Below are 22,271 nucleotides of genomic sequence, written 5' to 3'. Positions count from 1 at the left end.
AAGGGTACTTTCAAAAAAGCCACCACATCAAAACACGATGTGGTGGCTTTTTCATATAAATTCTATATCACAGCAATTACTATATATCCATTTAGCCGAATAACGGAGTTGAGTAATATCTGTCTCCACTGTCTGGAAGAAGTACTACGATATTCTTGCCTGCATACTCAGGGCGCTCTGCGATCTGCTTTGCTGCAAAGTAAGCTGCACCTGATGAGATTCCTACGAGGATTCCCTCTGCTGATGCGATCTCCTTTGCTGCTGCAAATGCATCATCATTCTCAACAGCGATGATCTCGTCGTATACCTTTGTATTCAAAGTGTCAGGAACAAATCCTGCACCGATTCCCTGTATCTTGTGTGCTCCAGAAACACCCTTTGAGAGAACTGGTGATGTGGCAGGCTCAACTGCGATGACCTTTACATCTGGATTCTTCTCCTTCAGATACTCGCCAACGCCTGTGATAGTTCCACCTGTTCCGATACCGGCTACAAATACATCTACCTTGCCGTCTGTATCCTCCCAGATTTCAGGACCAGTTGTGAGTCTGTGTGCCTTTGGATTGGATGGATTTACGAACTGTCCAGCTACAAAGCTGCCAGGGATCTCCTTTGAAAGCTCATCAGCCTTTGCGATGGCTCCCTTCATTCCCTTTGTTCCGTCTGTGAGAACTATCTCAGCACCGTATGCCTTGATGATGTTACGTCTCTCAACGCTCATGGTCTCAGGCATAACGATGATCGCCTTGTAACCCTTGGCTGTTGCTATGGATGCAAGACCGATACCTGTGTTACCTGATGTAGGCTCGATGATAGTTGCACCCGGCTTGAGTGTTCCATCCTTCTCAGCATCCTCGATCATCTGGAATGCGATCCTGTCCTTTACACTTCCTGCTGGGTTAAAGTACTCCAACTTCGCAAGGATATTTGCCTTGAGATCATTCTTCTTCTCTATGTTTGAAAGCTCCAGAAGTGGAGTCTTACCTATAAGCTCTGCTGCGCTCTTATATATATTACTCATTGTATAAAACCTCTCTTTCTAACTGCAAAATTTTAATATATGATTTGCGGTGCGAAAACCAAGTATATCTGTCGCAAGCAGTAACCAATACCACTTGCAGGACATTTGAGGCCACCGGTACTCAGCGATACGAAGTGAGTGCTAGTACCGCTGTAGGCCGAAACGAGTGGAAACGTTCCTGCAACGTGGTATTGTCTATCTGCTGCGACATTCACAAGCCGCACCGCAAATATATTACTCCTGGATTGCCTTGAATGCCTCGTCAAGATCCTCGATGATATCGTCTATGTTCTCAGTACCGATTGAAAGTCTGATCGTGTTCTGCTTGATTCCCTGATCGATAAGCTCAGCCTCATTCAGCTCTGAGTGAGTTGTTGATGCCGGGTGGATAGCCAGTGACTTAACATCAGCGACATTTGCAAGAAGTGAGAATATCTCCAGATTGTCAATGAACTTCTTGGCTGTCTCTGCGTCACCCTTGATCTCAAATGTGAAGATCGAACCACCGCCGTTAGGGAAGTACTTCTTGTACAGTCTCTGCTGCTCAGGATCTGTGGATACTGAAGGGTGATTTACCTTCTCAACAAGTGGATGGTTGTTCAGGTACTCAACTACCTTGAGTGCATTTGATACATGTCTCTCAACACGGAGTGACAGTGTCTCAAGTCCCTGAAGGAATATCCATGAGTGTATTGGTGAGATCGTAGCACCTGTGTCACGGAGAAGGATAGCTCTGATTCTTGTGACAAATGCTGCAGGACCTGCTGCGTCTACAAAGCTCACGCCGTGGTAACTCTCATTTGGCTCAGTGAGCTGTGGGAACTTGCCTGATGCCTTCCAGTCGAAGTTACCGCTGTCGATGATAACGCCACCGATAGTTGTTCCGTGTCCACCGATGAACTTTGTTGCTGAGTGAACTACGATGTCAGCGCCGTACTCGATAGGTCTTACAAGGTATGGTGTTGCAAATGTGCTGTCGATCACTAGCGGAATCTTGTGTGCGTGAGCGATTTTTGCAATTGTCTCGATATCTGAAACCTCTGAGTTAGGATTTCCAAGAACCTCGATGTAGAGGGCCTTTGTGTTCTCCTGGATAGCATCCTCAAATGCCTGTGGATCAAGTGGATCAACGAATGTTGTATCTACATTGTAATCCTTGAGTGTATGTGCAAGGAGATTGTATGTTCCGCCGTAGATATTCTTTGCTGCTACAATGTGGTCTCCTGCAAGTGCAAGGTTCTGAATTGTATATGTAACTGCCGCTGCACCTGAACCAACTGCCAGTGCTGCAACGCCACCCTCGAGGGCTGCGATTCTTCTCTCAAATACATCCTCTGTTGGATTTGTAAGTCTTCCGTAGATGTTGCCGGCATCCTTGAGTGCAAATCTGTCAGCTGCATGCTGTGAGTTGTGGAATACGAATGATGATGTCTGGTAGATTGGTACCGCTCTTGCATCTGTAACCGGGTCTGCTGTCTCCTGTCCTACGTGTAACTGTAATGTCTCAAACTTTAAATTTCTCTCTGCTCTTGTCTTCTTTGCCATGATCTTATTCTCCTTAAATTCAAATATATTATCTGTCATGCGCACCTGCCCATTCATCTTGTCATGTATATGAGCTCATGTGGCATTATACTCTTCTTTATTATTCTCTGTCTATTATGTATGATCTGTTATTTATATCTGTGTCATGATTATTTGTTCTGTGTTTGATTTAACAGCAGCAACACATGACTTCTATGCAACACATTCGTCTGTCTTCATTAAGGTACTGTGGTTTAAATGTCCTTCCCAGCATATCAACACCTCTTTCTCGATTTTCGTCTTTGAACTTTGACTTGATCGTATCATTTCTGTGATTATTTTTACTTTTCACATAATTCCTACTCGGAAACTATGAATTAAGCATAGCTGTATATTACAGCCTAATTCCCACTTTGTCAATAGGTTTTTTATGAATTATCTTGATTGTTTTTTTTCAGATGTTATAATAGACATGTAAATGATGTGAAATCATCAGTAAATACAGGCATTTGGGAGGTTTATATTATGAAGGTATCCACAAAAGGGCGTTACGCTCTGCGTTTTCTTATAAATATAGCATCGAGGACAGACGGCAAGCCAGTGAGCATCAAGGATGTTGCCGCACAGGAGGAAATATCCGAGAAATACCTTGAGCAGATCACTTCTGTGCTAAACTCCGGCGGGCTGGTGAAGAGCACCAGAGGACCGCAGGGAGGCTATCTTCTAAGGAAAGCACCGGAGGACATAACAGTTGGAATGGTTTTAAGGCTCACTGAGGGCGGCATATCTCCTGTTGCGTGCCTTGATGCAGATGAATTCCAGTGCGACCGCGAGGCAAGATGCTCCACCATAGGTCTCTGGCGCAGACTGGACAAAGCGATCCGGGACGTGGTAGACACCACCACCATCGCTGACCTTGTGGCAGAAAGACCTGAGGCGGCAGATAACTATTGCATTTAAATCATATTTGCCCTATCAAAACATAAAAGCATGTATATATGATTTCCAGCAGGGCAGCTGGGATTCATATATACATGCTTTTGTTATATTTTTATATTTTTGACTTCAAAATCCGTACAACTTTCTCAACATACAGCCTTACACCATCCCCAGGGAACACATCTTCCGGCATCTCAAATCCGTGTTCCTCACGGTACATATAATACCTGTTATCTATGTATTCACCATATTTTTCACAGAGATCATATACCTCCCTCAAATTATGCATTTATTTACAAAAATAATACCCTGTCCTTGCGGACAGGGTAAGTGAACCTGTGATGTAAAATTTTCACTCTTACTTGTGAGCCATTGTCTTGATCTCTGTGTCGATCTTCTGTACGAACTCGTCAAGTGGAAGAACTGTTGTGTCAGCCTCACCGTGAAGTCTGTATGATACTGTTCCGTTCTCAGCCTCATTGAATCCGATTACGAGAAGGTATGGAACCTTCTGAACCTGACCCTCACGCATACGATAACCAAGCTTCTCTGCTCTGTCGTCGAGCTCTACACGAACGTCGATGGCATCAAGGGCATCAACAACCTTATGAGCATAAGCCATGAGATCCTCGTTGTCTGTCTTGACAGGCATAACTCTTACCTGTACAGGTGCAAGCCATGTTGGAAGATTGCCCTTTGTCTCCTCAAGGATGTAAGCCATGAATCTGTCGAGAGATCCAAGGATAGCTCTGTGGAGAACTACAGGTGTCTTCTTCTCGCCGTCCTTGTCGATATACTTCAGATCGAACTTAGCTGGCAGACAGAAGTCGAGCTGACATGTCGAGAGTGTATACTCATTTCCTACGGCCGGCTTAACATTTACATCAAGCTTTGGTCCGTAGAATGCAGCCTCACCGATCTCCTCTGTGTAATCGATTCCTATATCATCAAGAACTTTTCTAAGTGCATTCTCTGCTTTGTTCCACATCTCATCGTCATCGTGATACTTTACCTTGTCCTCTGGGTCACGGAGTGACAGTACGCATCTGTAATCTGTGATTCCGAAATCCTTGTATGTGTCAAATATGAGCTTAACAACTCCTGCAAACTCTTCCTCGATCTGGTCTGGTGTCACAAATATATGTGAATCGTTCTGACAGAAGTGTCTTCCTCTCTCAATACCCTTGAGTGTACCACTTGCCTCAAATCTGAAATCGTGTGCGATCTCAGCGATCCTGATAGGAAGATCCTTATATGAGTGCATCTTGTTTGCATATATCATCATGTGGTGCGGGCAGTTCATTGGACGAAGTACAAATGACTCTCCCTCCATCTCCATTGCCGGGAACATGTTGTCCTTGTAGTGATCCCAGTGACCTGATGTCTTGTAGAGGTTTACTGTACCTACACAAGGTGTCATAACGTGGAGATAGCCAAGCTTTCTCTCCTTGCGCTTGATGTAGTTCTCAAGCTCCTGCCATACTGTATATCCCTTTGGAAGGAACATTGGAAGTCCACGTCCTACGAGGTCATCAACCATGAAGAGCTGCATGTCCTTGCCGATCTTTCTGTGGTCTCTCTCCTTAGCCTCTTCAAGTAACTGAAGATGCTCCTCAAGCTCCTCCTTTGTAGGGAAGCACACACCGTATATTCTCTGGAGAACCTTGTTCTTGCTGTCGCCCTTCCAGTAAGCTCCTGAATGTCTGATGAGCTTGAAGTTACGGCAAAGCTTTACATTGTCTACGTGAGGTCCACGGCAGAGGTCTGTGAAATCACCCTGCTCATAGCATGTGATCGTTCCATCCTCAAGTCCATTTATAAGATCGAGCTTGTACTCGTCATCCTTGAACATCTCAAGAGCTTCTTCCTTGGATATCTCCTTGCGGATGATCTTCTTGCCGCTCTTGGCAATCTTCTTCATCTCTTTCTCGATGGCTGCGAGATCTTCCTCGCCTCTGATAACGTCATCGCCGAGATCTACATCATAGTAGAATCCTTCTGCAACTACCGGTCCTACCCAGAACTTTGCCTGTGGGTACAAATGCTTGATAGCCTGTGCCATAAGATGTGCACAGGAATGATTCAGTGTCTTAAGCTGTTCGTCTTCTTTGAAATTAACCATGTCAGTTCTCCTTCTTACTTCTTATAAAGTGAAAATACGTTGCAGACGCAGCAGACATCAATATATTCTGCCCGGCGTCTGGTTATACATGAGCTTTCTGTAACAACTAAAAAAGCACCCTTAGATATAATCTATCTAAGGGTGCGTATGCACGTTTCCACCTTAACTTTTAACTCAATTATGCCTTTAACGCAGCTACTCGGTGACGCTTATATCGCGCACGGCTCGGGAGTGGTCTTCATGTGATATATCATAAGCTGCTCCCACCATATGTTCTGGCTCACGTCTGATTCATATCTGAGTCCGATTCACATATGCAGCTCTCTCTGGATGCATCCACCACACTACTCTTTCCGTCTATGCCTTTGTCTTATCTGCCACCTAGTGTAGCACGATATATTTTTTTTCACAATAGTATTTTTTATTTTTTTGTCTTTATTTTTTTCAACCATTTCAGCCTTTTTCAGCCAATCAAACAGCCAACAGACTTCTCTCTACCTCATCTCCATGGAAAGACTCATATCCTGGCCGTCCACCACAAGAGTTCCCATGCTGCCGCATACCACAGGCATCATCGGTGACAGATGTCCGAGATCCACATCCATCACGACAGGCACATTGTATTTTCCTATGATCCCCAGCACAGCCTGATACTGGTCAAGGCCCATCATCTCCTGTCCGAACTGCAGCGGTCTGCCGATCATAAAGCCCTTACAGTATCTGAACCATCCGCCGTTGTCCATCTGCCACATGGCTCGTCTTATGGACATGACGTTCAGATCACAGGACTCGAGGAACCAGATAAATCCATCATCCTTATATCTCTCAAGGAATTCGCCAACATGGTCAAACTTTGTTCCTATAAGGTTCACCAGACAGTCCATGCAGCCGCCTATCATTCGCCCGCTCACCTGGAACTTCTCAGGATAGCCCTTTATCACTCTTGGCTCTGTGATGTTGTATGGCAAGAATGGATGTTCCTCATCCCTGAGGGATTCCTTCTCCCATCCGTCATATCCGGCAAATGACAGTTTCTGTCCCTGAAGGACCGCCATAGCATCCGCAACTGATCGGTGCCACGGCTCTTGTCCAAATGCCGCCGCACACGGACCATATATGGACGCCGTATCGCACAATGTCGTGAGCAGGAATGTGAGATTTGTGTTGTCCGAATATCCCATAAACCACTTCGGATCTGCTGCCCTCAGTCTGTCAAAATCAACATAGTTAAGTATCTCGCACATGAGCTCTCCGCCGCCGCAGGATATGAGTGCATCGTTCTTCTCCGATGTGTAATAGTCATTTATCTCCTGACCGCACAGCTCCGGCTTGTTGCTGATTCCTATGCCCTCACCGGTATAACAATTTGGTCCGATCTGTATACCAAAACCCATATTCCTGAAGTTCTCCTGCGCTCTGCCAAATGCAGTCTTATACGGCTCTGTATCACAGCCAAATGATGGCGCAACGAAACCTATCGCATCGCCCTTTTTTATAAATTTCGGAAATCTCATATATCATACACAGGTATTTCCTGCTTACCTCCTTCTTATCGTTTTATCATATTCAGCCATCCGGTCCAAATCCCCAGACATCATAGATTTCTACATCAGTTTTAATATCCACTCAACCACGAACACCGTCACACACGCCGCAGCAGCCACAACTATAAGCCCCTTCTGCTTGATTCCAAGTATGAGTGCTACCACAAATCCACATACAGCGCTTATGATACTCTCCGTACTGTATAAAATTGACGGAAGTGTCAACGCCGTGAGACATGAATACGGCACATAATATAGAAATGAATTGACAAATCTGTTCTCTATCTTCTTGCGGAACGCCACCAGCGGCACCATTCTTATGAGGTAAGTGACAACCGCCATGGTTATTATATATATGTATATATTCATCACTGCACCTCCTTTTTCTCAGCAGTTCCCACTGGGAAGAATATAGCCCCTATCACAGAGGCTGCCACCGTGCTTATGATTATGGCAATTCCAGTCGATATAAACTTGAATATCGGAACGTAATACAACACGCATGATATGGCAGCAGCCACAAGTGCCACTATGGCAACCGGTCTGGACTTCCTGGCAACCGGCATGACTATGGCGACGAACATTCCGTAGAGTGCCAAGCTTAATGCGCTGCTGATGGACTTCGGAAGGATCCCGGATGCCACCGCACCGAACAGCGTTCCGCCCGTCCAGCCGACTATCGGAAGGAGCTGAAGTCCTATCATATACCCAAATGTCAATTCCTTCACATGGCCCATCGCCACCGCAAATATCTCGTCAGTATTTGCAAATGCTATTACGAGTCTCTCCTTGATTCCAACTGCCTCCCCAAGCTTCTGTGAAAGTGACAGGCTCATGAGAGAATATCTCAGATTGATTATGAACTGGGTGAGTATCATCTCAACCAGCGTTCCCCCTGCAAGGATAATCTTGAGTCCTGCAAACTGTCCCGCACTGGTTACATTTGTCAGGCTTATGATGACCGCCTGAAAACTTGTGAGTCCGCCCTTTACCGCCAGCAGACCAAAACTAAAACTTACTGCGAAATACCCCAGTGCTATCGGTATTCCATCCTTTAACCCTTTTCTAAATTCCATCTTAAATACTACTTCTTTCGTGACAAATTATGTTATCTCTTCCTTCTGCGTCCTCCGCAGTCGTAACACTTTACATACTTCCACACAAACCTGTCCTTGAACCCAAGGCCAAGATATGTGTATGCCCTTACCTTTGTATACAGCTTTCTGGCAGCCGCGATCTGCCTGTCATCCGGCTCAACGCGTCCGTATACAGCAGCCTGAACCCATTTTATAAACTCTGTGAACTCATCGCCCTTTATAAAGCTGCACGACTCCGTGACAGTGTCGGCATACTCCGTGTCGTTCTCACTGACATTCTCTATGGCACCAGAAAACACCATCATATCATACATCGCCGTGGACATCTCGTATATAGCTGATATCCTGTTTCTTCCCACAAGCCTGCGTCTCCTGCGCGCAACTATCGTCCTTCTTCTGAAGATGACTGCGCCCCACAATATCAGTATCACGGCAAGCACAACAACAACTGTTCTGAACACTCTGTTCTGTACAAGCTCCGACAGACCATCCCCGGCATCCCCTGGTGATCCCGACTGCGCATCTCCACTGCCATCATTCGGGACATCGACCTGATTGCCATTTTCTCCTGTGCCATTTGAAGAATCACCATCCGTCTCCGTAGTGACTTCTGTATTCTCTGACATCTGGGTTGTCGAATCAGTTGTCGCCTCCGTTGTTACATCCGTTGTTACATCCGGACTTGAAGTCTCCTCAGAAGTCTCCGGCTCCTCTGTATCATCCGATGAATTGTCCGCAGTATTATCACCGCTGTAATCCGGTTCCTTCGGTATCCCCAAAGTATCTGCCCTGTCTCCAAGCGGTGTGGCATCCACGATCACCCAGTCACCGGCATCCTCACTGTACGCTTCAATCCACGCATGACTGTATTTATCCAGAACCACCGCACGGTATGTTCCATCCGACTGCTTTATCCACGCAGACGACGGCACCACATAACCTGTATTATACACGGTGGAGATTCCCAGTATCCTGAAGCCCACCGCCGCCGCAGAAGCAAAGTGAACACAATATCCCTCATGAACGTCATACATCGCACTGTTGACCGGATCCTCACCCTCGGTAAATTTCTTTGGTGCTGTGGTATATGACATATGCTGTCTTATATATGTCACCAGTTTGTCCATGACCTCATTGGAAAACTTCTTATCTGGCGCATATCCCTGTATCTCTGATTCGTATCTTGCAAATGTGTCCTTATCATAATACACCATGACCTCATCATCAGGGCTGTGTCCATCTGCCCTTCCGTGCCATGACCCATTCTCATATGTAACATAGCTTCTCGACTTGACGTAGAGATTTCCCTGAGGCTTATCCTCCCTGATTATCTCATCCACAACTTCATCACCGGGATTGACCTCAGAATCATCCACCTTATAGTAACCTGAATATCCTTTGTTACTTTCCCCCGACAGAAAATATTCCATGTTGTCCACCATGTCGAGCAGTTTCCCTTGTTCCTTCACACCTCTGTCGTATACGCTGTCATATACAAGAAGGGTGACAACAAGGCACGCGGCAAATACCGTCACAGGAACTGCAATGTTCCACACCACCGACAGCGGCTGTCCCATTCTCATGAGAACATATCTCGCCACGATAAGTGACAATACAGTAAGCACTACTCCGGGTGCACTCACAGGTACACTGAGTGTTGCGCCAGCAAGCATAAACAAAAATGCAAGTCCGATAGCTATCATCAGACTGTTACACCTGTATATCATATAAGTGGCAAAGAACATTGACACCGCCACTATAAAAAGCACAAATTCCGTCACAGCACTCACGCTGACATAGTCAAGATCTATGAGTCCTGTCTTTATCCCATAAACCTTTTTCAGATCATATGCTATGCTGTATACCATGCCCTTTCCTCCGGCATAGAGCAGCTTTCTTCTGGCAAGCCCCCATCCCAGCAACACAGTAACCGGAACCACAATATCCAGTATCCTCTGTTCTTTTCTCAAAATGTACCACAGAGAATAAACCAGTGCTATCACCAGACTTCCTATGATATACGCACCCACAAGATTGGTGGAGTCCATATATTTATTTATATCCGAGCTGTATGCGATATCGCCCACAAGGTATGTCATACCAAGCGACAACGCCCATACAGCCAGTCCCAAAACAACTCTCAATTCCACACCTCTGTAATTCTATGATGATGCCTGGAGAATCTACACCGTGATATAGGATTTTGCAAGATCCTCCTTTATGGTTTCAAATCCCACCTGAAAACTTTCATCTCCACACTCTATATTGCCATTCATGTCTATGTCGATGAAGCTTGTGAAATCCTCCCCTCTGTATCTCTCTCTGTACATTCCTATCACATCGTAGCTGTCATTTGTCCTGGCATCCACATACGACAACCTTGCAGCGGCATCGTACACATCCTCCTCACGGACTATGCGGTATCTCGTTATGGACATCTCCTCCGGATCATACCACGCTATAAAGTGAGGGACTTTAACATCTATCAGTGAAAAGCTCACCGATACCATGGATTCCAGCGCAACAGACATTGCCTGTCCATAGTGACGGCAGTTTCTTCCATCGAGATCCATACAGATGATGACCGGACACGACAATGCCTTTGATGTATCCCTGACCATTATCTCATCCTGTCTGGCCGACAACTTCCAGTGGATACGGGTCATCCTGTCTCCAGGTCTGTACTCTCTCACCTGATACACCTCGGTCGAGTCATCGCTTCTCACATCCGAATAATATACATCACTGTCCGTCACAAAATCTCTTGTGTTCTTCGTGACCTCCACCGGAACGAGATAGCACTGAGGCAATACGTAAATGTACGCCGTTCCACCAACCTTTTTCCTGATCGAGAAAATATGGAAAGCATCATATATCCTGACGCCCGATGCCTTTATCTCGTATCTTCCGCTGACATCCAGCTTCATCTTTCCCACGCACTTTCCATACCTGTCATCTATCTGTTCAAATGTACTCTTCTTCTTTTTCTTCATACCCGGAGCAAGAACACTGAACACCGCTGCCACATGGGGTACCTGACCACCGGTGGCAGATACCGCAAGTTCCGGACAAAATGTACTGTTCTTCTCAACCACAGGTATATTCATCTGCATCTTAACACTGGTTCTTATGTATCGCACGATCAGCCCGGCTATAAGACTCAGCATGACAGCAGTCATGATCACCGCTGCGAAAAAGTATGATTTTTCTTTATTGATTATTCCTATATATACACATGCCCCTATCAGGACAATATACAATATTCCTCGTCTCATACGACATCCTACCACTACACGCTTCCAAATCTCATGCTACTTTTTCGCCGAACTTCTTCGTCTAACCGACGGTTTGTACACCCTCTCCATTATGTCCTTGAGCACAGCCTCCTGTGTTATGTGGTTCACCCTTGCCTTGGCACTTAAGACTATCCTGTGTCTTATGACGTCCGTCCACACCATCTGCACATCCTCAGGTATGACAAAATCTCTCCCGCTTATATATGCCCAGCTCTTCGCCATCTTGGTGAGGGCTATCGTTCCTCTTGGACTCACTCCTAGCTCAAGGCTTGGATTCTCTCTGGTTCCAACAACAAGCTGGCCTATATAAGAATACACGTCATCGCTGACCTTGACATGCTTTACTTCCTCCCTGATAAGCCGCAGCTCAGACGCACCTATTACAGGCTGTACATCCTGAAAGCCATCAGCGGAGGTTCTTCCCTTAACTATATCCAGCTCGCTCTCTATGGATGGATATCCCAGCTTAAGGCACACCATAAATCTGTCGAGCTGGGAATCAGGAAGAAGCTGTGTTCCGGCACTGCCGATAGGGTTCTCCGTGGCAATTACTATAAATGGATCCGGAACCTGATATGTCACTCCATCCACAGTCACATGTCCCTCCTCCATAACCTCGAGAAGTGCCGACTGTGTCTTTGGAGATGTTCTGTTTATCTCATCTGCGAGGAACAGATTGCACATAACAGCACCCGGTCTGTACACAAACTGATTTGTCGCCTTATCGTACATCGTAAATCCCGTTATATCTCCCGGAAGGACATCCGGTGTAAACTGGACTCTCTTGTTCTGGAGCCCCATTGCATTTGCAAACGCAAGAGCCATCGTCGTCTTGCCGACTCCCGGTACATCGTCCATGAGAATGTTACCGCCTGCGATTATCGCCGCCATTATCTTGGCAATACACACGTCCTTGCCTATGACGACCTTCTTCACCTCATCTATAACGTCCATTACCTTGTCATTATAATTCATCTCGTTCTCCCATCCTTCAGATTATCTGTCTACATACGCAACAGGGAGGAAGCTCTTCCACTTCCTCCCTGTTATCATTGCTGCTGAAGCTTCGCCTTTACCGTCTCTATATTATTCATTATAACTCTGTATGTATCATTGTCCCCATAGACACTGTAGAGTTCTTCTGCCGCAAGCTGATAAAATTTGAGTGCCTGCTGGTAGTCCTCCTGTCTGTACCACACCTCTGCAACAGCAGACAGCGCAGCACTGTAGTGATATCCTCTGACACCCTTGAGCTGATATCTGCGCACCGCCTCCGTCAGCTTGTCCTGAGCTTCCTTGAGCCGACCTGCCCTGAGAAGGCTCTCGCCGAGATTGGCATATGTGGCAACAATCTCCGTACCAGCATTCTCATGTCTTTCTATGATGCTGAGCGCGTGCTCCAGTGCATCAACAGCCTTGTCGTAATCGCCAAGCTCCTGATAAATGAGCGCCACGTTGTTATAATAACCCGCCAGCAATATATCATATGGACCGAGCTGCTCCGAATATATGTCATACACCTTCCTGCAATAGGACAGGGCTTCCAACAGGTTACCTGCAGCCCTGTTCTCATTTGCAATATTCATGAGAGCGGTTCCATATGGAACTGTATCTTCAATCCCCATCTTATGAGCGAGCCTCATGACCTGCCTGCAAAAATACAGTGCCTTGTCGTGTTCTCCCGTGGTGCGGTGAAAACCGATAAGCTCATTGTATATCGCAAGCATGGAATCAGTATCCTTTTCATATTCAGCATCGCTGAGTGCCTGGGTAAGGTATCTCTCCACCTCCGGCAGTCTGTTCTCTGCGAACAGCTTATCAAGCCCGCTAAAAACCTCATTTATATTCATATAGTCAACCTCAATTTCTCTCACAATATCCTGTCATCACATCATAACACAATATTCGATTCATTTACAGACCCATTAAGGAAATCCATGGCATTGTCCAGAGTGGTCCTGCTTATCGCCTCCAGTGCCTCCTCTGTAAGGAATCCCTGATGAGACGTCACTATCACATTTGGAAATGACAACAGTCTCGCAGTGATCGAGGACTCCAGTATGTCATCCTCCCTGTTCTCAAATACATTTGGAGTCTCCTCCTCGTATACATCCAGCCCGATTCCGAAGAATTTTCTGCTTCTGATCCCAGCTATGAGATCGTCGGTCTTGATGAGTGCACCTCTGGAGGTATTCACCAGGATCACGTGATCCTTCATCATGCCAATGGTCTCTTCATTTATCATATGGTAGGTCTCGTCGGTCAGCGGACAGTGAAGCGATATAAGATCAGATCCCGCCAGGAGCTCAGGGAGCTCCACATATCTGACAAAATCAAGGTCCGGATTCTTATACATATCGTAGGCGATCACATCCATTCCAAATCCATGACATATCCTCGCCATGGCAGCCCCGATCTTACCGGTTCCGACAATACCGGCTGTCTTGCCGTAGAAGTTCATGCCTGTAAGTCCGACCAGACTGAAGTTGTTCTCCCTCACCTTTATATAGCTCTTGTGCAGTCTCCTGTTCACCGCCATGGCAAGTGCCATCGCATGCTCCGCCACAGCCTCAGGCGAATAGCCCGGAACCCTCATCACAGTTATACCGCATTTTTTTGCCGCATCCATATCCACGTTGTTGAAGCCCGCGCATCTCATCAGTATAAGCTTCACGCCCGCATCACTCAGCGCATTCACAACGGGTGCACTCACATCCGAGCTGACAAATGCACATATGGCGTCATACCCCTTTGCAAGTCTTGCGGTCTTCACCGACAGATCTGTGTCCACATAATCTATGGTCAGCTTGTCGTACTGATCTTTTATCGCATCGAACGACTCCATGTCATAACGCTTTGTATCATAAAATAATATATTCATATCTGTTCCTCCTGTTTTTTCCTCTATCGGTATAATGTGTAGCATTGCTTTTTTCTATGTACAAAAACGGAGATTCTCTGAACTGTGTACAGAGGATCTCCGTTTATTATTTGCGTGACAGTATAGCTGTAAGTCCCTGAGTCGGAACATGTGAGTCATCGTTATCCAACATGTTAGGCAGTATGAGTGTCGCCTCATACACCTTGCCCTTTCTGCAGGTCGTAAATGATCCATTCATCTCCTCCGCCATCTTCTGACATGTCAAAGTACCTATATGTGTGCTCTCAGCCTTGCTGCTTTCCGGATTTATATAATTTCTGAAATAAATTCTTACCTTTCTCCGATCTATATATACCCTTATATCTATGCTTTTTGATTTGTCCGAATACTTTCTGATGTTGGTAAATACATTGTCGGTTATCCTCTTCATACCCTGAAGATCAACGTAAATTTCGGCTTCCTTGTCCGAGATATCAATGTCGAACTGATATCCATTCTCGCCCAGGAGCACAACATACTCTCCAAGCATCTGGTCAAGGAACGGCCCCGCCGGGAACATCTCCATGTTGAGATCATCACCGCCCTTTGAATATACATAGAAGTATCTGAACATCTTGTCCGACATCGTCCTGAGCTGCTCCGCCTTCTCAGCACTTATCCTTATGTATTCGTCAAGCTCCTCCTGGGATGAATACTCCTTGTTCTGCATGAGCTCCAGATATCCCGCCATGACTGTGAGCGGAGTTCTTATATCATGGGCCATGGCTGTGACCAGATCACTGTTCGCCTGCCATGCCTCACGCTCCCTGCTGAGCTGCTCAATAATGGTCTGCCTCATGGTGTCTACATTCTCCGCCAGCATACAGATCTCATCCTGACCGTGTATTGTTATCGGCCCATTGATATCCACATCCTTGATATCCATGACCTCATTTGTGAGGCGTCTCATTCTGCCTATCTCTCTTCCGAAATAGACTATTATCACACCGATGAACAGGATACAGCATATGACAAATATCGCTATCTCTCCGACATCCTTGATCGTATCATCCGAATAGTCAACTATGCAGACATCAAACACTCCATCCTTGAATAGCACAGGATAGAAATCGTAGTCAAATTCATTGAGGTCTCCTCGCAGCATGCTGGAATTGCCGTAGTAAGCTCCCTCATCCGCGGTCACCGCATCGGATTTCTTCTGGGATTCGCTGCTCGAGGATGCCTTCCTCTTGATCTTTCTGATATTTCCATAGTTGTCCTGTAACAGAATGATTATCTCACCAGTCTCCGAATTCGTTATGACATATTTGTATGCGCCCTTCTTCTCTATCATCCAGTCAGAGTCGAATACTATATCATTGTTGTTATAAATCAGTATGTACACATTGTCGTGCTGCTCCTGCCATGCCCTGAGTGCCTGCGTATCCGTAGCCTTTATGGAATGGCTGGTCACATATGAAGCAAAGCTCTGGATCTGTCTGGCGGATCTCTTCTGTGTATTCGTGTCACTCATGTATACATTTTTCATGTAGCTGTTCAGTGCAAATGTTCCTGCAAAAAAAGCCGATATGGACAATATTAGCCCAAGCAGTATGATCACAAACAGCTTTACCCTGAGTGTCCGCTTAAATGGCATCTTCATATCAGTCTACCTGATATCCCTTTCCATATATGGTCCTAATGATCTCAGGCTGCGCTGAGTTGTCCTCTATCTTCTGTCTGAGTCTGAGTATGTGTACCATGACCGTATTGGAAGATGAAGGAAGATACTTCTCCTGCCATATATTCTCGTAGAGTGCCTCGAGTGACCATGGCTTTCCTCTGTGCTCCACCAGGAAGAACAGAAGTGCATACTCCTTGTCGGTGAGCTTGATGACCTCACCGTTCTTGATCACAATCCTCTTAAATGAGTCAATATTTATATTGCCGACTGAGATATTCTTTGGATCGGTCTCTGATTTTCCGCGGTACACCTTGTATCTTCTGATAAGAGCATTCACCTTGCGGTTAAACTCGCTCTGGGTGAATGGCTTTGCCAGGAAATCATCGCCACCCACATCGTATGCCTCGTTCTGATCCGGCTCCTTCGTCTTCGCCGTCAAGAAGAGGACTGGGATAGATGAAAACTCTCTGATCTGCTGGCATGCCTCAGTACCTGAAAGCTTTGGCATCATTATGTCCATAACTATGAGATCGATGTCCTTGTCCGCACGCACGGTCTCGACAGCCTCAACTCCATCGGCAGCCTCCACAACATCGTATCCAAGTCTCTTGAGATATATATTGAGCAACGTTCTGATGTCCTGCTCGTCGTCCACTATAAGTACTTTTACAGATTCTTTTTCGTTCTCCATATCGCATTACTCCTTATCCACACCAAATGTATGTACATTATAACAAATACTCATATCTTTATTCCATTCTAAACTTCTTTGTAAGGAAATTTAAGTCATAAAAAAAACGGGAACCCTCACTATGTGAGAAGTCCCCGCCTTTTCTTTATAAAATGATTGGAAGAGCTATAGTTAGGTGTGTCTAACTGTTTCTGAGTATATCCAAATTGCCAACATATGTCAATAACCTGCCCGCCATTTGTAATGATAACATTTATCAGTTCGCTCTTCTCTCCTGTCTTCTTCGCTTTATGCCTCTCCATGCCCCCATGATCATGTCCCTGTACACGCCAGGATTGAATATGAGCAGCAATGGGAAGAGCTCCAGTCGTCCCGCAAGCATGTCAAACATCAGAACATACTTGGTAAATCCCGTCAGCCCGCCAAAGTTTCTGGTAGGTCCTACCTCGGAAAGACCCGGTCCTATATTGTTGAGACACGATGCCACCGCAGTGAAGTTGGTCACCAGATCCCTGCCCTCAAGGGACACAAGAAATACAGACAGGGTAAATATTCCCATCAGCGTGATGAAGTATACATTTACCGCCCTGACTACCTCGTGCTCCACCGGTTTGCCATCCATGTTTATCTTCTTGATATTCTTCGGATGGAAATACGAACTCAGCTCCTTGACAACGGTCTTGAACATTATCACGAGTCTCGACACCTTCATACCGCCACCGGTGCTTCCCGCACAAGCTCCGACAAACATCAGGATGACCAGCACCGTCTTACAGGTCTGTGACCACTGGTCAAAATCCGCCGATGCGTAACCCGTCGTGGTGATGATCGATGCCACCTGGAAGGCCGCATGTCGCAGGGCATCCCACATATTTGACATGGTGTTCATCAGACTTACAAACAGTATCGCCACCGATGTCAGGATGATGAGGAAATATGTCCTGACCTCCTCCATGGAAAGTGCCTTTCGGATGTTCCTGAACAGCACAAAATAATAAAAGTTGAAATTCACACCAAACAATATCATGAACACTGTTACAACCCACTGTATATATGGTGAGAAGCTTCCAAAGCTGTCGTTCTTTATTCCAAAACCGCCTGTTCCGGCTGTTCCAAATGCCGTACACAGAGCATCGAACAATGACATATGTCCAAACATAAGGAAAACGACCTCCAGAACCGTCATTCCGAAGTAGATAACATACAATATCCTGGCAGTGTGCTTGAGTCTTGGAACAAGCTTTCCAACGGATGGCCCCGGGCTCTCCGCCTTCATCAGGTTCATATTTGAACCGGACGCACTGTTCATCGGAATGATGGCAAGCAGGAACACCAGAACTCCCATACCGCCTATCCAGTGGGTAAAGCATCTCCACAGCATCATGCCATGTGACATACTCTCCACATCGCTCAGTATGCTGGCTCCCGTTGTGGTGAATCCCGATATGGTCTCAAACAGTGCATTTGTGAATGAAGGGATCTCCCCTGAAATGACAAATGGCATGCAGCCAAATATACTGAGCAGTATCCAACTGAATGCCGTGGCTACACATCCCTCTTTGAGATATATGGTCTGATTTGCCGGTTTTCTAAGTGTCATAAGCGTTCCTATCACAAGACATGATATTATGACTATAAGGAACGCAAATATTTCATGTTCCTGATATATGAGAGATGTCAGGCATGGAATGATCATGAGCAGACCCTCAAGTCTTATGATCTGGCCAAGTATAAATACTATCATGGAATTATTCATAATCTTCTCCTAATCAAACTGCCTTAAGCAAGTATATCTCTTATATCCGTAAATCCTGTCTCAGTGGTGACTATCATGGCCGTATCTCCAACCTGTATAGAATCCTGACCTGTTGGAAGCAGGATCGAACCGTTTCGATTTATAAATGCTATGAGGAGGTTCTTCTTGAGATTGAGATCCTTCAGCGGTATATCCGTCACCTCCGACTTCTCATCCACACGGAACTCTATCGCCTCAGCTCTTGAGTCAAACATGTGGTAGAGTGTCTCTATGCTGTTACTGTTGGAATTCTTCTTCGCACGGACATATGCGACTATGGACTCCGCAGTTATACTGCATGGATATACAACACTTCCCAGATCGAGGCTGTTTATGACCTCTCTGAAATTGCTCCTGTTTATCTTGGTTATCGTCTTGGCATTTGAATGTTTGCGGGCGTGGAGAGTCAAAAGTATATTCTCCTCGTCGATTCCTGTCAGGGACACAAATGATTCAGTCTCCGCAAGGCCCTCCTCGTTCAAAGTCTCCTGATCCGTTCCATCACCATTTATGATTATCGCCCTCGGCAGAAGGACTGAAAGCTCCTCACAGCGCTTCTTGTTCTCCTCTATGATCTTGACGGATATTCCCATGTTCACGAGCTGTCCAGCCAAATAATATGCGACATTTCCTCCACCGATTATCATGGTGTTTTTGACTCTCGCAGTCTTGAAGCCTATGTGCTCCATGAATTTTCTGGACATAGGCCGTGTTCCCACACATGACATGATGTCACCGGCCTTGAGGACAAAATCACCGGAAGGGATATAGAACTCCCCGGCTCTCTCAACTGCCGCTATAAGTATATTTATCGGCTTCTGTTTATTTGCAAGATCCTTACCGAGATCAGCTATGCTCTTGTTGTCCAGCACGTTCTTCTCCGGGATCTTTATCCTGGTCATCTCCGCCTGTCCGTGTGCAAATGAATTTATCTCAAGAGCCGTTGGCAGATACAGTACCCTCGACACCTCGATTGCAGTCTCAAGCTCAGGGTTTATGATCATGGTAAGTCCAAGCTTCTCCCTGAGATAGCTTGCCTCCTTGCTGTAATCCGGGTCTCTGAGTCTCGCTATGGTCGCGCAGTCTCCGACCTGCTTGGCTATGGTACAACACAGGATGTTGAGCTCATCCGACGACGTGACTGCAGCTATCAAATCTGCGTTCTGTATTCCCGCCTCAAGCTGCACGCTGTGATTTGCTCCGTTTCCAACTATTCCCATAACATCATACTGATTTGCGTATGTTGCGACCTTCTGGGGATCCTTGTCTATGATAGTTATATCATGTCCCTCATTTGCAAGCTGCTTGAGTATGGCCACGCCAACCTTTCCACAGCCCACTATTATGATCTTCAATCCCGTCTTCTTGCTTGATCTGCTACCAAACACGGATTTATCCTCCTTGATTACCTTCAGTTAACTAAGCCAAGTATAGCATGCTAAATATAAAAATCAACACCTGCCACTTTTCTTTACTGAAACCTTACACGAACAGTCTTATTATGCAACACACCAGCACAAATATGACAAATGCTATGCCGACTATCATATTTGTTCTCTTGCTGAAACCTTTGGTGGGTTTTCTGTAGATTCCGTCATCTTCTTTGTTCTTCTTCATAGCCTTTTCTGTCTCCTGTTTTATTGTTATGAGTTTATTTTATATGTGATTTTCCGCAATAGCCTTAAGCCTCTTTATGAGCAGATTCACATTTGTGTGCCTCTTCAAAGAATTTTCCCCACTCTTTATGAAATCCCATGACTCCCCATAAGTCATATCTGTAGTCACAGTCTCATTCTCCTCAAAAAAACGCTCCAGCGATCCCGACGTCTCATGCTTCATCGAGAACTCCGCCGCCCTCCGCACCTTGCCGTGCTCATCTGAATTTGCATCCCGATACAGGAAATGATCCAGGTTGCTCGAAAAATAGTATACGGAGTATTTTATCTTTTTACTTCCTATCTTTATTGATGACAGCGAAGTGAGCACATCCAGATTCGCACTCTTGCAGAGATTGCGCTCCTTCACGTGATCCGGATTTGCCGTCACAATGATATCCGGGTAGTATACCGGCTTGTCTTCATTTCCCCCATCAGTCACGACCAGATTGTCATCTATGTACGCCCCATCCATATCCACAAAATGAATTATCTCCACAATGTCCTTCGGATACAGGCCCGTCCTCTTTAGCAGAGGACTGACCATTATCTCATCTATAAACCGCTCTATGTTGTCAGGATGTATGCCATTCTTTGAGGTTATATCACCGCCAAAGCTTCCGTCATCCTGCATGAGCATGGCAAATTCCAGAACAATATCAGGATCTATATCCTCAAGAAGCTGTCCAAATGGCACCTCAAGAGCATTCCGGTCCGACACTCCCTCGACAAGGAACAGGAAGATCTTCTTCTTAGGTCGTTTCCCCATGATCCATACCTGCCTTTCTGAATGCCGATACAATCTTGAACCTCTTCGTATTCCTATACAGCTCCTCGTCCTGTTCTCCAACCACGATCTCCCTGAAATAAGTATTTCTGAGATTGTTGCTGCTTCCGATTCCCTTCATACGGATATACCTATTTCTCGGATTTGTCGTGGTGAAATATATATAATCCTTGCTTATGACCTCCAACGGTCTGAGATTATGCGATGTAAATATAAACTGCCCCTTGCCAGACTCCTGGAACGTCTGCAGCACCTCTCCCAGAAGATACTCAAACACACCGGCATCCAGCTCGTCTATGGCTATCGTGCACGACTGCTCATTGTACGCATCTATTATCAGACTGAGCACCGACACGATCTTGCGGATACCGTCGGACTCGTACCTGAATGGCATGTGCACTCTTCCGTCAGGCGCAGTCTCCTGATTGTGGAACACACTCATGTCCGTCTCATTTCTGCTGGACACTATCTCCACCACATGTCCCATACTGCCATCCTTCATGAGGGCAGGCGACAGCTCGTGAAGATCAACATTAAGTCCCGGAACTATCTGGCTGAGGACTATGTTTATATTCTCAAACTGGCTCTTTATCTCGCTGAAGACTATCTCCGGCATGATGTTCGGCACATCCGTCTTCAGAAGGAATTTACCACTCTGTGTGTATAGCGGAAGTCCGTAGTTGAGTCTTATATATCCTGTTGATTTCGTGTCTACCACATGAAGATAGAGCTGACTGTAGTACGCCAGCTCCAGTATAACCTGATAAAACTCAGAGTATAACCCGCACTCATCGCACACCTTTGCAGTTCCGAGCGAGAAGATAAACGACGCCGACTTTTCCTGCGCCAGTCTTCTCACCACATTCAGCTCATCCACGAACTTTCTGCCATTTGTTATGAAATATTTCTGCTTCGATACAGGCCCGAACGGCATGTCGTCAGTGCATGTGTCAATCACAGGCTGAAGTATCATCTTCCTGCCCTCAAAATCACCTGACATACTCAGTTTCTCACCCGATATGCGGACTCTGTAGCTCGGCTGGCCACTGTTCTGATCCTCTCCTCCGTACTGTCTGAATCCGTTATTTGTCTCATTCTCCACGGCGGACATGAGGAATTCGTACACAACCTTTCGGATGCGTCCGTCCTCGTACTGAAGGTCAAATGTAAACTCCAGTCTGGCCATCTCCTGACCCTTTGCCACACATTCTGCATACACCGCCGGAACCTCAGCTCCAATCATCAGAAGCTTCAGT

The 22,271-nt window shown here is 46.0% G+C and carries 20 protein-coding genes; 1 reads left to right on the top strand and 19 read right to left on the bottom strand.

The window, feature by feature from the left end; genetic code table 11:
- Window positions 1-91: 91 nt before the first annotated feature.
- Together cysK and ABUA34_RS04380 are read right to left on the bottom strand one after the other, a co-directional pair.
- The gene (gene cysK, locus ABUA34_RS04385; RefSeq protein WP_004851367.1) at window positions 92-1,021 is read right to left on the bottom strand and encodes a cysteine synthase A; all 930 of its coding nucleotides are present in this window, start codon (window positions 1,019-1,021) and stop codon (window positions 92-94) included.
- Between the two features lie 234 nt (window positions 1,022-1,255).
- Window positions 1,256-2,566, bottom strand: a complete 1,311-nt coding sequence (locus ABUA34_RS04380; protein WP_022058096.1) for an O-acetylhomoserine aminocarboxypropyltransferase/cysteine synthase family protein — start codon at window positions 2,564-2,566, stop codon at window positions 1,256-1,258.
- 504 nt (window positions 2,567-3,070) lie between these two features.
- On the opposite strand from ABUA34_RS04380, the gene ABUA34_RS04375 reads away from it, so the two are divergent.
- The gene (locus ABUA34_RS04375; RefSeq protein ID WP_119202793.1) at window positions 3,071-3,505 is read left to right on the top strand and encodes an RrF2 family transcriptional regulator; all 435 of its coding nucleotides are present in this window, start codon (window positions 3,071-3,073) and stop codon (window positions 3,503-3,505) included.
- 91 nt (window positions 3,506-3,596) lie between these two features.
- Here ABUA34_RS04375 and ABUA34_RS04370 read toward each other — a convergent pair whose 3' ends face one another.
- The 17 genes from ABUA34_RS04370 to ABUA34_RS04290 all read right to left on the bottom strand — a co-directional run.
- The gene (locus ABUA34_RS04370) at window positions 3,597-3,773 is read right to left on the bottom strand and encodes a hypothetical protein (RefSeq protein ID WP_349822892.1); all 177 of its coding nucleotides are present in this window, start codon (window positions 3,771-3,773) and stop codon (window positions 3,597-3,599) included.
- Window positions 3,774-3,842: 69 nt separating this feature from the next.
- Window positions 3,843-5,606, bottom strand: coding sequence for a threonine--tRNA ligase (gene thrS, locus ABUA34_RS04365; protein WP_055147116.1), 1,764 nt, complete (start codon window positions 5,604-5,606; stop codon window positions 3,843-3,845).
- A gap of 494 nt (window positions 5,607-6,100) precedes the next feature.
- A complete protein-coding gene (locus ABUA34_RS04360; RefSeq protein WP_055147114.1) occupies window positions 6,101-7,120 on the bottom strand; it encodes a S66 family peptidase in 1,020 nt (339 codons plus the stop codon).
- 90 nt (window positions 7,121-7,210) lie between these two features.
- On the bottom strand, window positions 7,211-7,519 hold the full coding sequence (locus tag ABUA34_RS04355) for an AzlD domain-containing protein (protein WP_055147111.1): 309 nt from the start codon (window positions 7,517-7,519) through the stop codon (window positions 7,211-7,213).
- Window positions 7,519-8,226 carry an AzlC family ABC transporter permease gene (locus tag ABUA34_RS04350; protein ID WP_055147108.1) on the bottom strand — a complete coding sequence of 236 codons (708 nt, stop codon included), beginning with the start codon at window positions 8,224-8,226 and terminating at the stop codon, window positions 7,519-7,521. The genes ABUA34_RS04355 and ABUA34_RS04350 overlap by 1 nt, the downstream gene beginning before the upstream one ends.
- 32 nt (window positions 8,227-8,258) lie before the next feature.
- Window positions 8,259-10,391, bottom strand: coding sequence for a transglutaminase-like domain-containing protein (locus tag ABUA34_RS04345; RefSeq protein ID WP_055147105.1), 2,133 nt, complete (start codon window positions 10,389-10,391; stop codon window positions 8,259-8,261).
- 39 nt (window positions 10,392-10,430) lie between these two features.
- On the bottom strand, window positions 10,431-11,522 hold the full coding sequence (locus ABUA34_RS04340) for a DUF58 domain-containing protein (RefSeq protein ID WP_015534030.1): 1,092 nt from the start codon (window positions 11,520-11,522) through the stop codon (window positions 10,431-10,433).
- A gap of 36 nt (window positions 11,523-11,558) precedes the next feature.
- Window positions 11,559-12,518, bottom strand: coding sequence for an AAA family ATPase (locus tag ABUA34_RS04335; RefSeq protein WP_015534031.1), 960 nt, complete (start codon window positions 12,516-12,518; stop codon window positions 11,559-11,561).
- Window positions 12,519-12,592: 74 nt separating this feature from the next.
- Window positions 12,593-13,417, bottom strand: a complete 825-nt coding sequence (locus ABUA34_RS04330) for a tetratricopeptide repeat protein (RefSeq protein WP_238050776.1) — start codon at window positions 13,415-13,417, stop codon at window positions 12,593-12,595.
- A 17-nt stretch (window positions 13,418-13,434) separates the two neighbouring features.
- Window positions 13,435-14,424, bottom strand: a complete 990-nt coding sequence (locus ABUA34_RS04325; protein WP_015534033.1) for a 2-hydroxyacid dehydrogenase — start codon at window positions 14,422-14,424, stop codon at window positions 13,435-13,437.
- A 106-nt stretch (window positions 14,425-14,530) separates the two neighbouring features.
- Window positions 14,531-16,066 carry a HAMP domain-containing sensor histidine kinase gene (locus ABUA34_RS04320; protein WP_022216934.1) on the bottom strand — a complete coding sequence of 512 codons (1,536 nt, stop codon included), beginning with the start codon at window positions 16,064-16,066 and terminating at the stop codon, window positions 14,531-14,533.
- A gap of 1 nt (window position 16,067) precedes the next feature.
- Window positions 16,068-16,778, bottom strand: a complete 711-nt coding sequence (locus tag ABUA34_RS04315) for a response regulator transcription factor (protein WP_015534035.1) — start codon at window positions 16,776-16,778, stop codon at window positions 16,068-16,070.
- Between the two features lie 256 nt (window positions 16,779-17,034).
- A complete protein-coding gene (locus ABUA34_RS04310) occupies window positions 17,035-18,534 on the bottom strand; it encodes a TrkH family potassium uptake protein (protein WP_349822891.1) in 1,500 nt (499 codons plus the stop codon).
- Window positions 18,535-18,557: 23 nt separating this feature from the next.
- The gene (gene trkA / locus ABUA34_RS04305; RefSeq protein ID WP_055147099.1) at window positions 18,558-19,961 is read right to left on the bottom strand and encodes a Trk system potassium transporter TrkA; all 1,404 of its coding nucleotides are present in this window, start codon (window positions 19,959-19,961) and stop codon (window positions 18,558-18,560) included.
- A gap of 94 nt (window positions 19,962-20,055) precedes the next feature.
- On the bottom strand, window positions 20,056-20,190 hold the full coding sequence (locus ABUA34_RS04300; protein ID WP_015534037.1) for a hypothetical protein: 135 nt from the start codon (window positions 20,188-20,190) through the stop codon (window positions 20,056-20,058).
- A 39-nt stretch (window positions 20,191-20,229) separates the two neighbouring features.
- On the bottom strand, window positions 20,230-20,997 hold the full coding sequence (locus tag ABUA34_RS04295; protein ID WP_015534038.1) for a hypothetical protein: 768 nt from the start codon (window positions 20,995-20,997) through the stop codon (window positions 20,230-20,232).
- A partial coding sequence (locus ABUA34_RS04290) for an AAA family ATPase (RefSeq protein ID WP_349822890.1) occupies window positions 20,981-22,271 on the bottom strand: 1,291 nt, incomplete at its 5' end. The genes ABUA34_RS04295 and ABUA34_RS04290, both read right to left, overlap by 17 nt.

This window comes from Coprococcus sp. RTP21428st1_C9_RTP21428_210409 (genome assembly GCF_040227395.1).
GTDB classification, from domain to species: Bacteria; Bacillota; Clostridia; order Lachnospirales; family Lachnospiraceae; genus Coprococcus; species Coprococcus aceti.
The sequence above is the reverse complement of the archived record's forward strand: the minus strand, read 5'-3'. Positions and strand labels throughout refer to the sequence as shown.